The 14,058-nt window shown below is 62.8% G+C and carries 14 protein-coding genes; 4 read left to right on the forward strand and 10 right to left on the reverse strand.

Annotation, left to right across the window (positions count from 1 at the left end; translation table 11 throughout):
* Positions 1-117: 117 nt before the first annotated feature.
* The 4 genes from G7047_RS04200 to G7047_RS04215 form a co-directional block, all read right to left on the reverse strand.
* Positions 118-1,251, reverse strand: coding sequence for a hypothetical protein (locus G7047_RS04200; RefSeq protein WP_166301161.1), 1,134 nt, complete (start codon positions 1,249-1,251; stop codon positions 118-120).
* Between the two features lie 233 nt (positions 1,252-1,484).
* Positions 1,485-3,197, reverse strand: a complete 1,713-nt coding sequence (locus G7047_RS04205; RefSeq protein WP_166301164.1) for a thiamine pyrophosphate-binding protein — start codon at positions 3,195-3,197, stop codon at positions 1,485-1,487.
* A gap of 71 nt (positions 3,198-3,268) precedes the next feature.
* Positions 3,269-3,577 (reverse strand): oxidoreductase-like domain-containing protein, encoded by a 309-nt coding sequence (locus tag G7047_RS04210; RefSeq protein WP_371813846.1) that lies wholly within the window; start codon positions 3,575-3,577, stop codon positions 3,269-3,271.
* Complete coding sequence (locus tag G7047_RS04215; RefSeq protein ID WP_371813847.1) at positions 3,574-3,870, reverse strand: hypothetical protein; 297 nt, start codon at positions 3,868-3,870, stop codon at positions 3,574-3,576. The genes G7047_RS04210 and G7047_RS04215 overlap by 4 nt, the downstream gene beginning before the upstream one ends.
* Positions 3,871-3,967: 97 nt before the next feature.
* Here G7047_RS04215 and ylqF point away from each other — a divergent pair, with 97 nt between their 5' ends.
* Both ylqF and G7047_RS04225 read left to right on the forward strand, forming a co-directional pair.
* Positions 3,968-4,933 (forward strand): ribosome biogenesis GTPase YlqF, encoded by a 966-nt coding sequence (ylqF, locus tag G7047_RS04220; RefSeq protein WP_166301167.1) that lies wholly within the window; start codon positions 3,968-3,970, stop codon positions 4,931-4,933.
* Between the two features lie 249 nt (positions 4,934-5,182).
* Complete coding sequence (locus G7047_RS04225; RefSeq protein WP_166301170.1) at positions 5,183-6,433, forward strand: low temperature requirement protein A; 1,251 nt, start codon at positions 5,183-5,185, stop codon at positions 6,431-6,433.
* Positions 6,434-6,465: 32 nt separating this feature from the next.
* Here the strand turns inward: G7047_RS04225 and G7047_RS04230 are convergent, their stop codons facing one another.
* Positions 6,466-6,690, reverse strand: coding sequence for a hypothetical protein (locus G7047_RS04230; RefSeq protein ID WP_166301173.1), 225 nt, complete (start codon positions 6,688-6,690; stop codon positions 6,466-6,468).
* Between the two features lie 122 nt (positions 6,691-6,812).
* Complete coding sequence (locus tag G7047_RS04235) at positions 6,813-7,613, reverse strand: pseudouridine synthase (protein ID WP_371813848.1); 801 nt, start codon at positions 7,611-7,613, stop codon at positions 6,813-6,815.
* A gap of 71 nt (positions 7,614-7,684) precedes the next feature.
* Here G7047_RS04235 and G7047_RS04240 point away from each other — a divergent pair, with 71 nt between their 5' ends.
* Positions 7,685-8,626 (forward strand): DHH family phosphoesterase, encoded by a 942-nt coding sequence (locus tag G7047_RS04240; RefSeq protein ID WP_166301176.1) that lies wholly within the window; start codon positions 7,685-7,687, stop codon positions 8,624-8,626.
* 248 nt (positions 8,627-8,874) lie between these two features.
* Here G7047_RS04240 and G7047_RS04245 read toward each other — a convergent pair whose 3' ends face one another.
* The 4 genes from G7047_RS04245 to G7047_RS04260 all read right to left on the reverse strand — a co-directional run bounded on the left by G7047_RS04245 (position 8,875) and on the right by G7047_RS04260 (position 12,976).
* Positions 8,875-10,155: an MFS transporter gene (locus tag G7047_RS04245; RefSeq protein ID WP_371813849.1), complete on the reverse strand. Its 1,281-nt coding sequence runs from the start codon at positions 10,153-10,155 to the stop codon at positions 8,875-8,877.
* 182 nt (positions 10,156-10,337) lie between these two features.
* The gene (locus tag G7047_RS04250) at positions 10,338-10,859 is read right to left on the reverse strand and encodes a thermonuclease family protein (protein ID WP_240939369.1); all 522 of its coding nucleotides are present in this window, start codon (positions 10,857-10,859) and stop codon (positions 10,338-10,340) included.
* Positions 10,860-10,903: 44 nt separating this feature from the next.
* A complete protein-coding gene (locus G7047_RS04255) occupies positions 10,904-12,097 on the reverse strand; it encodes a CaiB/BaiF CoA-transferase family protein (protein WP_166301182.1) in 1,194 nt (397 codons plus the stop codon).
* 33 nt (positions 12,098-12,130) lie between these two features.
* On the reverse strand, positions 12,131-12,976 hold the full coding sequence (locus G7047_RS04260; protein ID WP_166301185.1) for an enoyl-CoA hydratase/isomerase family protein: 846 nt from the start codon (positions 12,974-12,976) through the stop codon (positions 12,131-12,133).
* A gap of 210 nt (positions 12,977-13,186) precedes the next feature.
* On the opposite strand from G7047_RS04260, the gene G7047_RS04265 reads away from it, so the two are divergent.
* Positions 13,187-14,035 (forward strand): LysR family transcriptional regulator, encoded by an 849-nt coding sequence (locus tag G7047_RS04265; RefSeq protein WP_166301188.1) that lies wholly within the window; start codon positions 13,187-13,189, stop codon positions 14,033-14,035.
* Positions 14,036-14,058: the final 23 nt, after the last annotated feature.

Here is a 14,058-nt window from a genome sequence, read left to right on the forward strand (position 1 = left end):
GTGCTTAAATTTTGAGCGCGGAGTATACGGCGGCGTCAGTAGCCACTCGGCCGAGATTGCTGCTTTCGAGGGGCGCGGCGATCATCTTCGGATGACATCCAGAGTCAACCCCGACCATCAGTGATCGACATGCGTGTCGGCCATGAGAGCGTCTGGTGCTAAGCGGAGGACGCAATTTTTCAGATAGGTTCTCACGTATGGCCAATTCATTTCGCGATCCTCACGCATCTGAATCAGTTGCTTCGTGATATCGATTACGGGAGCTTCTCCTGCGCTGATCTTGTCGGAGGCTCGTGAAATCTTGTCGCTTTGCTTGTGCGCCGAGGCGTCTTGCCCCGTATAGGAGTGAAATCGCACGATCTGCGGAATGCCGCAGCTGTCGTCATTCTTTATTCTTCGTTGAACATGACCACCTGAAAAGCTATCTTGGATCATGTGCAGCAGGCTGCCGAATGCCATGTCGCCAAGTTGTCTGCGTAACCATGGACGGCCAACCGTGAAAAGTTGCTCAATGCTTCGCTCTTCTTGCGTGGGGAAGTGCTCGCTCATCCCTTGTATGGGAATGCGTCCCATGCGCGTGGTGCCCGGAAGATATTCCGTTCTGTCGTGAGTCTGGACTCGCCACATGAACTCGGCCCACATCAGCAGCTTCTCTTGAGTTTCTTCTGGGGACTCTTGCGATCTTGACGCCATGGCGTGTAGAAATTGAAGATCGCCAAAATGCGATCGAGCCAGCAACGTGGCATTTGACGCGTTGAACACGGCCCCTGTCGCCATGGACTCCTTGCTGATCGCATTGAAGTGATTGCGCCAGCAAATTACCGACAAGGAAAAACTGATGGTCGGAGGGTCCTTGTGTTCCTGTGCACGTTTGTCGATCAGGTCTTTGCAGGCCGCATAGTTGCCTTGTCCCTTGGCGAACTGAAACGGCGGATCGTCGTTCCAGCGCACCCCTGCGATCACGCCTAGCGGCGCTACGTCGAAAGCTTCATCCTGACAGTCAATCAAGTTGCCCATAGGGCATTCGTATGCCATTCTGGTAAGTGCCTCATGCGTAGAATCTGCAAAGGCATGAACACCAAATTCGATAGCTGGGTATATCGCACGAAAGGAAATGCCATTGAGCTTGGCAAGTTTCACTTCCGTACTCAGCGGTTTGGGATGCAGTTCAAATGCATTGGATAACGGTGCCAGCGCGCAGATGGACAGTGCTGCAATAGTGGTTCGAGGCAATGAAATTCGAGCGCCCATGTACTCCCCCATATTTTTGATTTGAGGAGTCGATGATATCGACGAAATTCAAGATGACCGCAACTCAATACACGCGGCATTGTCTAGGTAAATGCTGAGAAAGGACTCTGAGTGACAAGAGTTCCAGCTCGCAATTGGATGAGCAACCTGGATGAAGTAAGGGCTGAACTTGTTTGAAGACAACCATAGGGCAATGCAACGGCCCCATGGAGTGTTTTCTTGCGGTGAACTCGTTAGGTTTGCAACCTTGCCTCGGCCGCCTTCCGTATCCCGCTCAACGTCCCCGTTGGGGTAATCGCTTCGGGGTCGATGAAGCAGTGCAGAATGCTTGGCAGTCCGCTGGCGCGTGCGCGGGCCAGGGCGGGGGCGAAGTCTTCCGTTGTGCGCACGGTTTCGCCGTGGCCGCCGAAGGCCTTGGCGTAGGCGGCGAAGTCTGGGTTTTTCAACTCGGTGCCGCTCACACGGCCGGGGTATTCGCGTTCCTGGTGCATGCGGATGGTGCCGTACATGGCATTGTCGAGCAGCACGACGATGATCGGCAACTGGTACTGGATGGCGGTGGCGAACTCCTGGCCGTGCATGAGGAAGTCGCCGTCGCCCGCGAAGATCACCACTTCACGCTGGGGCCACAGGCGCTTGGCGCCCACGCCTGCCGGTGGGCCGTAGCCCATCGAGCCGCTGGTGGGCGCGAGTTGGCTGGCAAAGGAGGTGAAGGGCCAGAAGCGGTGCACCCAGGTGGCAAAGTTGCCTGCGCCGTTGCAGAAGATGGTGTCAGCCGGGAGCACCTCGCGCAGGTGGCCCATCACGGCACCCATCTGCAGGTCGCCGGGGATCTGGATCTTGGCGGGATCACTCCATGCGAGGTATTCGGCGTGGGCGTCTTGTGTGTGCTGTGCCCATCGCGGCGCGGAGGCGGGTTGGCCCATCGCTGCGAGCGCAGTGGCCGTGGGCTGGGGCGTGGCGTTGATGGACTGGGCCGCGTGGTAGAGGCGGCCGAGTTCATTGGCGTCGGCATGGATGTGAACCATGGCCTGCTGCGGCTCGGGGATGTTGAAGAGCTCGAAGCTCTGCGATGCGATTTCCGACAGGCGACCGCCGAGCACGATGACCAGATCGCTGGCGCGGATGCGGGCGAGCAGCTTGGGGTTGACGCCCAAACCCAGATCGCCGCCGTAGCTTGCGTGGTTCGCGGGGAACAGCATCTGGCGGCGGAACGAGCAGTAGACCGGGATCTGCCAGTGGTTCGCGAAGCTGACGAGATTTTGCACGGCAGCCTCGTTCCAGCGCGTGCCGCCGACGATGACGACGGGGCGCTCGGCTTTTTCAAGGCGCTGCTTGAGCTCGGCGATGGCGTCCGCGCCGGGGTGAATTTCGTTGACGGAGTAGGGGCGTGCGTCGGGCGCGGTGACCATGTCGGTCAGCATGTCTTCGGGCAGGGCGATGACGACCGGGCCGGGTCTGCCGGACGTGGCGACATGGAAGGCGCGTGAGACCAGCTCGGGGATGCGGGCGGCATCGTCGATCTGCACGGTCCATTTGGTCATGGTGCCGAAGACGGCGCTGTAGTCGAGTTCCTGAAACGCCTCGCGCTCCATCATGCCGCGCGCGACCTGGCCGACGAAGACGATCAGCGGCGTCGAATCCTGATGCGCGATGTGGATGCCTGCGGAGGCGTTGGTCGCACCCGGTCCGCGCGTGACGAAGCAGATGCCGGGCTCGCCAGTGAGCTTGCCCTGGGCCTCCGCCATCATGGTGGCGCCGCCTTCCTGGCGGCAGATGGTGACCTCGACCTTGGCGTCATGCAGCGCATCGAGCGCAGCCAGATAGCTTTCGCCGGGTACGCAGAAGAGTTGCTTCACACCATGCAGCACAAGCTGATCGACGAGGACCTGGCCGCCGGTGCGTGGGACGTTCGATGTCGTGGGGGCTTTGGGGGTTGTCTCCATGGCGTGCTTTTCGTGCTTTCAAAAAGATGGCTTGTTGGCGCTGGCCCCGGTGAACTGCAGGCGCTGTGGGTTCAGGGACCGCTGCCGGATTCTGTGCCGATCATGCCCGAGGATGCAAGCGCGTGCTGGCAGGCCTCGACGGCGTCCTGCCGCCAGAATTCGGTGGCAGCGTAAAAGCCCTCCCAGATGCAGCCATTGCAGCCGCGCCCGCAGCAGGTGTCGGGCTCGGGCGGGGGGCGGCGCAGTGCGATGCCGAGTGCTTGCGCGTGCTTTTGCAGCGCGGCGAACAGCTGGCGTGCTTGTGCCAGCTCGCCCGTGATGCGCGCAGTGGCCAGTTGCTGGAGGGGAACGTCGAGCGGCGCGAGGCTCACTTGTCTCACTTATCGCGACGTTTCGACCTGGATTTGGGCGTGTTCTGCTCTAGGTAAGAGGCGGTTTCGGCGTCGAGCACGCGGCGCTTTTTGAGGCGCACGGCGTATTGCACGAGAAAGGCAATTCCGAGCGCCAAGGCAAACCAGCCGACAATATAGGCTTGGCGCATCAAATCCTGCACGTCCGGCGAGCGGGAAAAATACGGCGCCAGAAGAATGATCGCGCCGATAAGGGCGCAGATGACGCCTTTGAAAAGCACATCGTTGTCGAGTTTGCGCGACGGTGTAGTGGGGGCAGACATGTGAGGGCGGGGCGCGGCACGCGGCCACGCTTGCTGATGCAAAAGCCTGATTATCCTTGTCTCCCGATTCAGTCTCTATTCGTGAAAGTACAGTTCCATGGCCATTCAATGGTTTCCCGGTCATATGCACCTGACGCGCAAGGCGATCGAGGAGCGCATCAAGGACATCGATGTGGTCATCGAGATGCTTGACGCGCGCCTGCCGGGCTCCAGCGCCAACCCGCTGCTGGCCGAGCTCACCGGCCACAAGCCCGCGCTCAAGGTGATCAACAAGCAGGATCTGGCCGATCCGACGCGCACGCCGCTCTGGCTCGATTGGTACAACGCCAAGCTCGAGACGCATGCGATTGCGCTGGACGCCTCCGACGCGGCCCCTGCACGCAAACTCATTGAGGGCTGCCGCAAGCTCGCACCCACGCGCGCGGGCCTCGCGAAGCCGATGCGAGTGCTGATCTGCGGCATTCCCAACGTGGGCAAGTCCACGCTGATCAACACGCTCTCAGACAAGCGTCAGGCCAAGACCGGCGACGAGGCCGGGATCACCAAGGTCGAGCAGCGCATCGTGCTGGCCGACGATTTCTATCTGTGGGACACCCCCGGCATGCTGTGGCCGCGCATCATCGTCAGCCAGAGCGGGGATCGCCTGGCCGCTTCCGGTGCAGTGGGCCGCAATGCCTACGACGAGGAAAGCGTGGTGCTCGATCTGCTCGCCTACCTCAAGCTGCACTATGGCGCGCAGCTGAATGAGCGCTACAAGCTCGGGCTAGACGCGGCCGAGATCGGCGCGCTGCACGACGACGAAGTGCTCGAGAAGATCGCCCGCAAGCGCGGCGCGGTGATGCCGGGCGGCAAGCTCAATATGCAGAAGGCCTCTGAGATTGTGCTGACGGATTTTCGTGGCGGCGTGCTGGGGCGTGTTTCGCTCGAAACCCCGGCCGAGTACGAGGGCTGGCTGGCCGAAGCGGCAGTCAAGGAAGAGGCGCGCGCACTCAAGAAGGCCGAACTGGACAAGCGCAAGAAGCGCAAGGCCCCGAGCCGCGAGCGCCCTCGCACGCCGGAGTGAACGGAGAGGAAACACCCCCTGAGTCGCTTCGCGCCTTCCCCTCTCTCGCTTCCGGGAGTGGGACGCAGCCAGTGCGGCGGGGCGGCCCTTGCGCGGCGGCCCTCGCTTCGGCCGCGCCAGTTTTATGCGCTGAGAGGTGCGAAGCGCCATGAGTAACTGAAGTGAAGCGGCGTGCTCGCGCTGATGGGAGTTTGCCGCTGAAATAGTCGGTTTATGATGGTGTGCATCGCTTGATTGAGTTGTTCCATCATGAATCACAACAACGGCAACCCGGATCTGCATGCTGCTTCTTCATCTCTATCCTCTTCGAATGGCCCGCGCGCGCTGTCGCTGCTGCGCCATCGTGACGGCCACCATGCCAAGGTCACCTATGAAGAGCTGTTCTTTGACTTGGTCTATGTGTTCGCGGTCACGCAGCTCAGCCATGCGCTGCTGCACCACCTGAGCTTCGCCGGGCTTGTCGAGACGCTGATCCTCTGGTTCGGCGTCTGGCTTGGTTGGCAATACACCTGCTGGTTCACCAACTGGTTCAACCCTGAAGCACCGGCGATTCGCGGTGTGGTGTTCGTCTCGATGCTGCTGGCACTGTTCATGGCCTGCGCGATTCCCGAGGCCTATGGCGCCAAGGGCGTGATCTTTGCATGTAGTTATGTGGCCATGCAGGTGGGGCGCACGGCCTATGTGGTGTGGCTGCTTGGGCCATCGCACCCAATGGCGCCCAACTACCGGCGCATGCTGGGCTGGCTGAGCATCGCAGGTGTCTTCTGGATCGCGGGCGCGTTTGCTGAACATGAATGGCGCATCGCCCTGTGGCTGGTGGCCATCGCCTGCGAGTACTTCTCGCCGATGATCGGCTTTGCGTTGCCGGGGCTGGGCCGCTCATCGACAAGCGAGTGGACCATCGAAGGCGCGCATCTGGTCGAGCGCTGCCAATTGTTCGTGATCGTTGCGCTCGGCGAGACGCTGATCGCCACCGGCGCCGTGCTGTCCAAGGAGGAGCATTGGGGCCTCGGCTTGCTGCTTGCGTTGGGTGCCACCTTCTTCGGTACCCTGGCGATGTGGTGGCTGTATTTCGGCACCTCGAGCAAGGATGCGAACACGGTCATCACCACATCCGATGACCCGGGCCGCATCGGGGCGTATTTCCATTACATCCACGTGGTGCTGGTGGCTGGCATCATCGGTAGTGCGGTGGGCAATGATCTGGTGATGGCCCATCCCTACAGCATGCTGAGCACCGCGCAGGTGTTCACGCTGGTCGGCGGACCGGCGGTGTATCTGCTGGGCAGCGCGTTCTACAAGCAGGTGGTCTATGGCTGTGTGCCGATGTCGCACATCGCGGGTGCGATTGCGCTACTGGCGCTGGTGCCCGTGGGCTTTTACGCCAACCTGCTGGTGATGGGCTGGCTCACCACGGCCGTGCTGCTGGTGGTGAGCTTTCGTGAACTCCAGGTGCAGCGCAAGCCTCGCGTGGGCAATGCGGTGCCGCACCACGGTTGAATGTGGCGGAGTGCGGCGGGGCACAGGGCCACTCACATCTTTTTGGGATGCAATTTGATCTTGCCTTCGCGAATATAGCGGTCGTATTCATCACGCGGGATGGCCGTGAGTCCAGCGGTTCTGGAGTCGTCCATCCAGCTGATTGTGACGCTGTCAGGCGCATAGTCCAGATCGACCGGACCTTCCGGAATGGTCATGGGAACGCCTTCGCCTTCGCGATAGGTGACGAGGCCGTGAATGGTGGCAGGGGCTGACATGGTGTGTCTCCTGGTGGTTGAGCCAAGATCAGGCACCGGGCGATCCGGGCAATGAATGACCTCTCCATTAGAGGCGCACTGGATGGCGATTGCGTGTCAGACCAGAGCGCGATTCCAATCCGTTACGCGGAACGTTTGACATCATCGCCCTCGCTGGCATGCACCCATGGCATGCTGAGCACGCGATCATGCCAATCGCGCAGGTCCGGGTTGGGCGGTGTCGTGCCAGCCTGGCGAAGCGATAGCCCGCTGTGCAGATGCAGCCGCTCGCCGGTTACCGGATGCGGAATCGACAGCTTCCAAGCGTGCAGCCACAGCCGCTGCAGGCCCAACTGCGTGGCCCACCAGCGGTTGAGCGGGCCCTTGCCGTGCGTGGCGTCGCCCAGAATCGGGTGGGCGATGTGCTTCAGATGCCTGCGGATCTGGTGGCGACGGCCGGTGAACGGTGTGGCATGCACGAGCGATGCGCGTGTGTGTTCAAAACGCGGATCGCTCGCGATGGGCAACTCAAGCCGCGCGATGCAGCGCAGCTGCGTGTGCGCATCCTGCACGGGCGCGTCGGGCGGCGCATCGTCGGGACGCAGCGCGTGGTCCACATCACTGAGCGGCGGGGCCCAGCCGCGCACCAGCGCTAGATATTCCTTGTCCACATCGTGGCGCTGAAAGGCTTGCGCCAGTTCGTGCGCGGCGTCCGAATGCAGGCCCATGACCAGCACGCCGCAGGTGCCTTTGTCCAGCCGGTGAACCGGATAGACATGCCGTCCGAGCTGGTTGCGCAGCGCCTGCATCACAAAGCGCGTTTCGCCCGCATCCAGCCCAGTGCGGTGGACCAGCCAGCCCGCAGGTTTGTAGACTGCCACCACGTGTTCGTCGCGCCAGAGCAATTCGAGGGGGGGCAGTGGGGCGGGACGGTTCTCGGACAACACTATGACGATAGGAAAAAATGGTCAATAAGCGACAAGCATAGCCTGTGATTGGTATGACAATGATAAGCATGAACATCACTGTCAGCGCATCGCCCAAGAGTCCGACCATTCTGCCTTTGTCCCTGCTCGTGCAGGCCCGGCGCGATGATCCTTCGCCGCTCATCCTCTACCACGGACGATGTGCGGACGGTTTCTCGGCGGCGTGGGCAGCCTGGCAGTTTTACGAGGGTGAGGTGGAATGTGTGGGCCTCACGCACGGACAGGTGAAGACCATGGACGATTTGCCGCCGCTTGAAGGCCGAGCCGTCTACATCCTCGACTTCTCGTTCAACGCCGAGATTCTTTCGCAGATCGACGAACGTGCGGCCAAGCTCGTGCTGCTTGATCACCACATCAGCGCGCAGCGCGAACTCGGCAACTACCGCTGCCGCTGCGGTGTCGTGCACTTTGACATGAACAAGTCCGGTGCCCGCCTGTCCTGGGAATTCTTTCATGGCGATGCGCCCGTGCCCGAACTCATCCGCTTCGTCGAAGACCGCGATCTGTGGCGCTGGCAGTATCCGCAGACGCGCGGCTTTGTCTCGGCGCTCGATCTCGAGCCGTTTGATCTGCAGCGTTGGCAGGAAATCGCCGATTTCACACCCGAGCAGTTGACCTCCTTTGTCGCGCGCGGCGCTGCCATGGACGAGAAATTCCGCAACCTCGCGGCCGACATCGCGCGCGATGCGCAGCCCGTCAACTTCAATGGCGAGCAGGGCGTGATGGTGAATGCGCCGGGTGCGTTCCACAGCCTCGTCGGCGATCTTCTTTCAGCTGAAAGCGGCACGTTTGCACTGATGTGGCAGGTCGGATCGGAAGGCCAGATCAAGGCCGGTCTGCGATCACAGCGTGGTTACGACTGCTCGGTGCTGGCGGTGAGCATGGGCGGCGGCGGACATGCGCAGGCCTGTGGTTTCCGCATGGCGGCTGAGCGCTTGCCTGAACTGCTCAGTGGGACGTTCAAGGCCTGAGATTTTCGTCCTCGTGCACTTGGATTGAGTGCTGGACTTCTGCCGCAGCGCAGTGGTTGCGTTCCGGGGCCGGGATTGCGCTCGGCGACGCAATCACTTTTTGCTTGCGCTCTCAAAGTAACCCCAAACGCGCTTTCAATACCTGCGGCAGAACGCGCTTTACGCTGCGCGCCCCGCTCGAACAACCGCCGCAAGGCAGTTGGGAAGAGGAGGGTGCGGCACTTCGCGTTGCTCGCGCCTTCCTAGGGTCATTGATCTCCTTGTCTGGCGGCTTCTTCGAACTTGTCCACGTCGCGCAGCGTCGGAAAAATGCGGGACCACAGGCCCACCACGGCGAGCGTGCAGACACCGCCCAGCACGGCGGCTGGCACGGCGCCGGCCCATGCGGCGCTGGTGCCTGCACGGAATTCGCCGAGTTCGTTGGATGAGCCGATGAACAGCATATTGACCGCGTTCACCCGGCCGCGCATGTGGTCGGGTGTGGAGAACTGCACGAGTGCACCCCGGATGTAGACGCTGACCATGTCGGCCGCACCCGCGATCATCAGTGCGATGAACGAGACCGCGAACACCGTGGACAGCGAGAACACCAGATTGGCAAGGCCGAAGACGGCGACGGCGAGGAACATGGTGCGGCCGACCTTGCGGTTGAACGGATGCAAGCTGAGGTAGAGACCGGCGCTCACCTCGCCAATGGCCATGGCGCTTCGCAGTGCACCGAGGCCTTGCGGGCCGACATGCAGCACCTCGTGGGCGTAGATCGGCAGCAGCGCGATCACGCCGCCGAGCAGCACGGCAAACAGGTCGAGCGAGATGGTGCCCAGAATGATGGGGCGGGTGCGGATGAAGCGGATGCCCGCGCCGAAGCGATCGAACATCGTGCCCTGCACAGGCGCGGGCGGGGATGCGAACTTCACGGGCACGAGCCACACGAGCAGTGCGGTGCCAAGGACCAGGCAGGCACAGCAGACGGCATAGGTCAGCTGGCCGCCACCGATGGCGTAGAGCACGCCGCCGAGAAACGGGCCGCCGATGGAGGCCGAGCGCATGATCATGCTGTTGGCCGCGATGGCCTGCGCCAACTGCTCGCGCGCGACGATCTGCGGCAGCAGGCTTTGCAGCGCCGGGCCCGAAAACGCACGGGAGCAGCCGAACAGCACCAGCACCGCATAAATGCCACCGACGCCCGCAGCGCCATGCCCGGAAAGCCACCACAGCAGCGCGCTGCAGACGGCGCCGACCGCCCAACTGGTCGCCAGAATCGGCTTGCGCGCGAAGCGGTCGATCAGGTCACCGGCGGGTAGCAACAGCACCAGCATTGGCAGGAACTGCGCGAGGCCCACGTAGGCGAGCGCCATCGGCGAGCGCGTGAGGTCGTAGACCTGCCAGGCGACGACGACAGCCTGCACCTGCGTGGCGAACACGGCCAGCAGGCGCGATGCCATGAAGGAGAGAAATGCGGAGTGTCGGTAGATGCTTTGCGGCTCTGCGGACGACGGGGACGGAGGAGTTTGGACGGGCTGTGGCACGGGAGGAAGATGGCTTGCGATCGATGTTGTACGTTGTTGTGAGCGACAGCCACGGCGCGATGCCATGTGTGAAGCGCCTGAACGCAGAACGGAGTCCGATGCAGGCGCGCTGCGAAGGGGATGCTAACAAGCTGGGGGAATTTTCGCTGGTGCCCGGATATGTGCGCCTAGCGCGGATCGGGTCATTCCCGGCTGTACGGGGGATGCTGCTTGCGGTAGTTCCACGGGGCCTGCGGTCGTGCTTCTGACCACAGACCGAGGCGCTGCGCCTGCGCCCGGTCCTGCAATGACTGCATCGCGGGAATGGGCTTGTGGCGCCATGTGTACAGCCACGCCTGACCGCTCTGCAACTGGGCACTGGCCGCATCGACACCGCCGCAGCGCACGTGGGCGACCAAGCGCTCGTACTGGTCGCGGGTGACGGTGGCGATTTCGGCTTCTTTGCCGAGGCACAGTGCTTCAAGGTGCGCCTTGGACTCGCGGCCAAAGTTCTGGCTGAGTTCCGGTGCGTCGATGTCGGCGATGCGTACTTTTTCGGGCCAAGCGATCGACGAGCCTGATGCGTGACAGCGTGTAAACAGGCTGTCGCCATCGCTCACGTGGACGACCAGACAAAGGAGAGCGGCGGCGGTGTAGGGCATGGTGGAGGGGTGCAACTGGCGGTGGGTGGCGGTAGGACCACTGTAGTTGCCCCTGCGGGTCACGGGCTGCGCGAAAGCAGAAACTGCCCGCTTTGCACGGGCTGAGTTCAGCTTGATTGAGCCGTCTGGCGGATCACGCCGCTGGCCTGCAGATGCGCCACCTGCGCCTCGGTCAGTCCGGCTTCGCGCAGCACAGTCAGCGTGCTTTGTCCGATCTCTTGTGGCTTCACGCGGTAGCTTGCCGGGGTGCGGCTGAGCTTGATCGGCGAGGCGACCGAGCGGAAACCATCGACCTCGGCGATCATGCCGCGATGCGCTGTGTGCGGGTGCTTGAGCGCATCCACCACGTTCTGGATCACGCCGCAGGGCACACCGACCGCCACGAGTTTCTCGAACAGCGCCTGTGCCTCGAACGCGCTGAACGCGGCCTGCAGGTCTTGCTTGAGCGCGAAGCGGTTCACCGCGCGCGTGGCGTTGGTCAGATAGCGCTCGTCGCGCGCGAGATCGGCGTGGCCCACGGCCTCGCACATCCGCTGGAACTGGCCGTTGTTGCCCACGGCCAGAAAGATGGGTTCGGTGGCCGTGGCGTAGGTGTCGTAGGGGGCGATATTGGGGTGACCGTTGCCCGAGCGTTTGGGAGGCTTGCCGGTGAACAGCGTGTTGATCGAATGCGGGTAAAGTGAGAACAGCGCGCTGTCGAACAGAGCCGACTCCACCGATTGACCGAGGCCGCTTTTCGCCCGCTCCTGCAGCGCCATGAGGATGCCGATCACCGCGTTGAGGCCGGTGGTCACATCGACGATGGGCACGCCGATGCGCGTAGCGACACCATCGGGATCGCCGTTGATGCTCATGAGTCCGCTGAGCGCCTGCACCGCCGCGTCATATCCCGGCAGTCCGCCAAGCGGGCCGGTCGCGCCGAAGCCTGTGACGCGGCAATGGATGAGGCGTGGAAAACGCGCGCGCAGTACTTCCTCGTAACCCATGCCCCAGCGCTCGAGCGTACCGATCTTGAAGTTCTCGATCAGCACATCGGCGTCCTTCAGCAGCCTGAACACCAGCTCGCGCCCGGCCGGGTCGGCCACGTCCACGCACACCGTGCGTTTGTTGCGGTTAATTCCCGCGAAGTAGGACGCCATGCCCGCGTCGTCGAACGGCGGGCCCCAGGTGCGGGTCTCGTCGCCCTCGGGGCCCTCGACTTTGATCACGTCCGCGCCATGGTCGCCAAGAATCTGCGCGCACAGCGGACCGCCCAGCACGCGCGAGAGATCGACGACCTTGAGTCCTTCGAGTGATGCCATGTGATGTGTCTCCTTTGATCTTTTCTGTCCGTGTCACGCCTGCTGCGGAACCCAGCGCGCCGCGCGCTTGTCACGCGATGCGCTCACGCCTTCGACGGCCTCAGTGCGCATCTGCGTGGCGAACCAGTGCGATGCGGCATCGAGATAAGTAGGCAGCGCCGGGTTGCCCGCGAGCGGTGTCGTAGGAACGCAGGCCAGCATGCGCTTGGTGACGATGCTGGCCTCGGGCGCTGCGCAGAGCAACTGGCGCAGCACCTCCTGCGTTGTGCCGGCAAGCGCTTCGGGTGTGTCGCTGAGATAGTCGAGGAGGCCGACGCGAAGGGCCTCGGCCGCGTCGATGCGCTGACCAGTGAGCATCAATCGACGCGCGGTCTGCAGGCCAAGCCGTGCGGCGACAAAGGGCAGGATTTGCCCCGGCACGAGGCCGATGGCGACTTCGGGAAAACCAAACTTGGATGCGGGCGATCCGATGCAGATGTCGACCGCACAGGCCAGACCCGCACCGCCGCCCATGGCCGCACCATGCACGCTGGCCACCGTGATCTTGGGCGTGTTGACGAGCTGGGTAAGGAACTCGCCGTACTGCCGGTTGCCGGCGGCCAGCGGGTCGCGGCCATCGGTGCCGACGGGCTCGCTAAGCCTGTCCTGAATGTTGCCGAGATTGCCGCCCGCGCTGAATGCCGGGCCTGCGGCGGTGAACAGGATCACGCGCACCTCGGGCGATTGTGCGGCCTCATGCAGCGCGGAAGAAAGAGCCTGCACCATGCCGCCGCCCAGCGGATTGCGCGACTCGCCGCGATTGAGTTGGATGGTGCAGACAGGGCCTTGCCGCGTGACGAGCACCAGATTGTTCCAGTCGTTCGATGGGTTGGTGGACATGTGATTTCTCCGGATTCAACGGACGATGGAGTCGATATGAAAATGCAGCTGCGCACTACAATGAATCACGCCCGCACGCTGTCTGCGGGGCGCATCACCGATCAAAGAAGGAGACACCTTGCGCAAGCCTTTGCGGCACCGAATCCGGTGCGAATGCGGATGTGGTTGCGGATGCGTTGCCGACGACCACGCGGCGATGCGAGGAGCGACATGAGCGTTCGCAATCTGGATATAGGCCAACTGCGCACCTTCGTGGCCGTGGCCGAGCGCGAGAGCTTCACCAATGCGGCGGAAAAGGTGTTCCGCACGCAGGCGGCCGTATCGCAGCAGATGCAGAAGCTCGAGGAGTTGGTGGGCTGCGCGCTGTTCGAGCGCGTGGGACGCAACAAGCGGCTGACTACCGAGGGCGTGCGGCTGCTCGAATACGCGCGGCGCATGGTCACGCTCAACGACGAGGCCTACCGCGTGATCAGCAGCCAGGAAAGTCACCAGTCGGTGAAGATCGGTGCCTGCGCCGATGCGGTGGATACGCTGGTGCCGACCTATCTGGAAATCTGCGCCGAGAATTTCCCGTCGCTGAGTATCGACATCAAGGTGGCGCAGAGCCGCTGGCTGGGCACAGCGCTGCGCAAGGGCGACATCGACCTGATGCTGGATATCGTGCCGCATGCGGGCTTCGAGCATCTGTTGCTGCGCTCTTCGCCCTTGGCGTGGATTGCGGGGCTGCGTTATCGCCATCAGGCAGGCAGCTCGGTGCCGCTGATTCTCATGGAGAACAGCTGTCCGTTCCGCAACAGCATGGTGCAGGCGCTGACCGATGCCAACATGCCATGGCATTGCGCGTTCCAGACCTCCACGCTCGCGGGCATCCGTGCAGCGCTGCGAGCGGGTCTCGGCATCACCGCGCGCACGCTCGAGATGCTTGCGCCGGATGTGCGCGTGCTCGATTCGCAGGTGCGCCTGCCCGCGCTGCCCGCGATGCAGTTCCACCTTTACTGGCGTGACGATGCTCAGAGCGACAGCGCCAGGAAGGTGCTGCAGCTCATAGCCTCGCGTTGAGCGGAGTGAAGGAGGGGCGATCT

It is taken from the genome of Diaphorobacter sp. HDW4A, assembly GCF_011305995.1.
Lineage (GTDB): Bacteria > Pseudomonadota > Gammaproteobacteria > Burkholderiales > Burkholderiaceae_C > Diaphorobacter_A.

Excerpts from the sequence above, each read along its gene's own strand:
- ylqF (WP_166301167.1), top strand. The coding sequence starts at position 3,968 with ATGGCCATTCAATGGTTTCCCGGTCATATGCACCTGACGCGCAAGGCG.
- G7047_RS04225 (WP_166301170.1), top strand. The coding sequence starts at position 5,183 with ATGAATCACAACAACGGCAACCCGGATCTGCATGCTGCTTCTTCATCT.
- G7047_RS04230 (WP_166301173.1), bottom strand. The coding sequence starts at position 6,690 with ATGTCAGCCCCTGCCACCATTCACGGCCTCGTCACCTATCGCGAAGGC.
- G7047_RS04215 (WP_371813847.1), bottom strand. The coding sequence starts at position 3,870 with ATGTCTGCCCCCACTACACCGTCGCGCAAACTCGACAACGATGTGCTT.
- G7047_RS04255 (WP_166301182.1), bottom strand. The coding sequence starts at position 12,097 with ATGGCATCACTCGAAGGACTCAAGGTCGTCGATCTCTCGCGCGTGCTG.
- G7047_RS04260 (WP_166301185.1), bottom strand. The coding sequence starts at position 12,976 with ATGTCCACCAACCCATCGAACGACTGGAACAATCTGGTGCTCGTCACG.
- G7047_RS04200 (WP_166301161.1), bottom strand. The coding sequence starts at position 1,251 with ATGGGCGCTCGAATTTCATTGCCTCGAACCACTATTGCAGCACTGTCC.
- G7047_RS04240 (WP_166301176.1), top strand. The coding sequence starts at position 7,685 with ATGAACATCACTGTCAGCGCATCGCCCAAGAGTCCGACCATTCTGCCT.
- G7047_RS04265 (WP_166301188.1), top strand. The coding sequence starts at position 13,187 with ATGAGCGTTCGCAATCTGGATATAGGCCAACTGCGCACCTTCGTGGCC.
- G7047_RS04205 (WP_166301164.1), bottom strand. The coding sequence starts at position 3,197 with ATGGAGACAACCCCCAAAGCCCCCACGACATCGAACGTCCCACGCACC.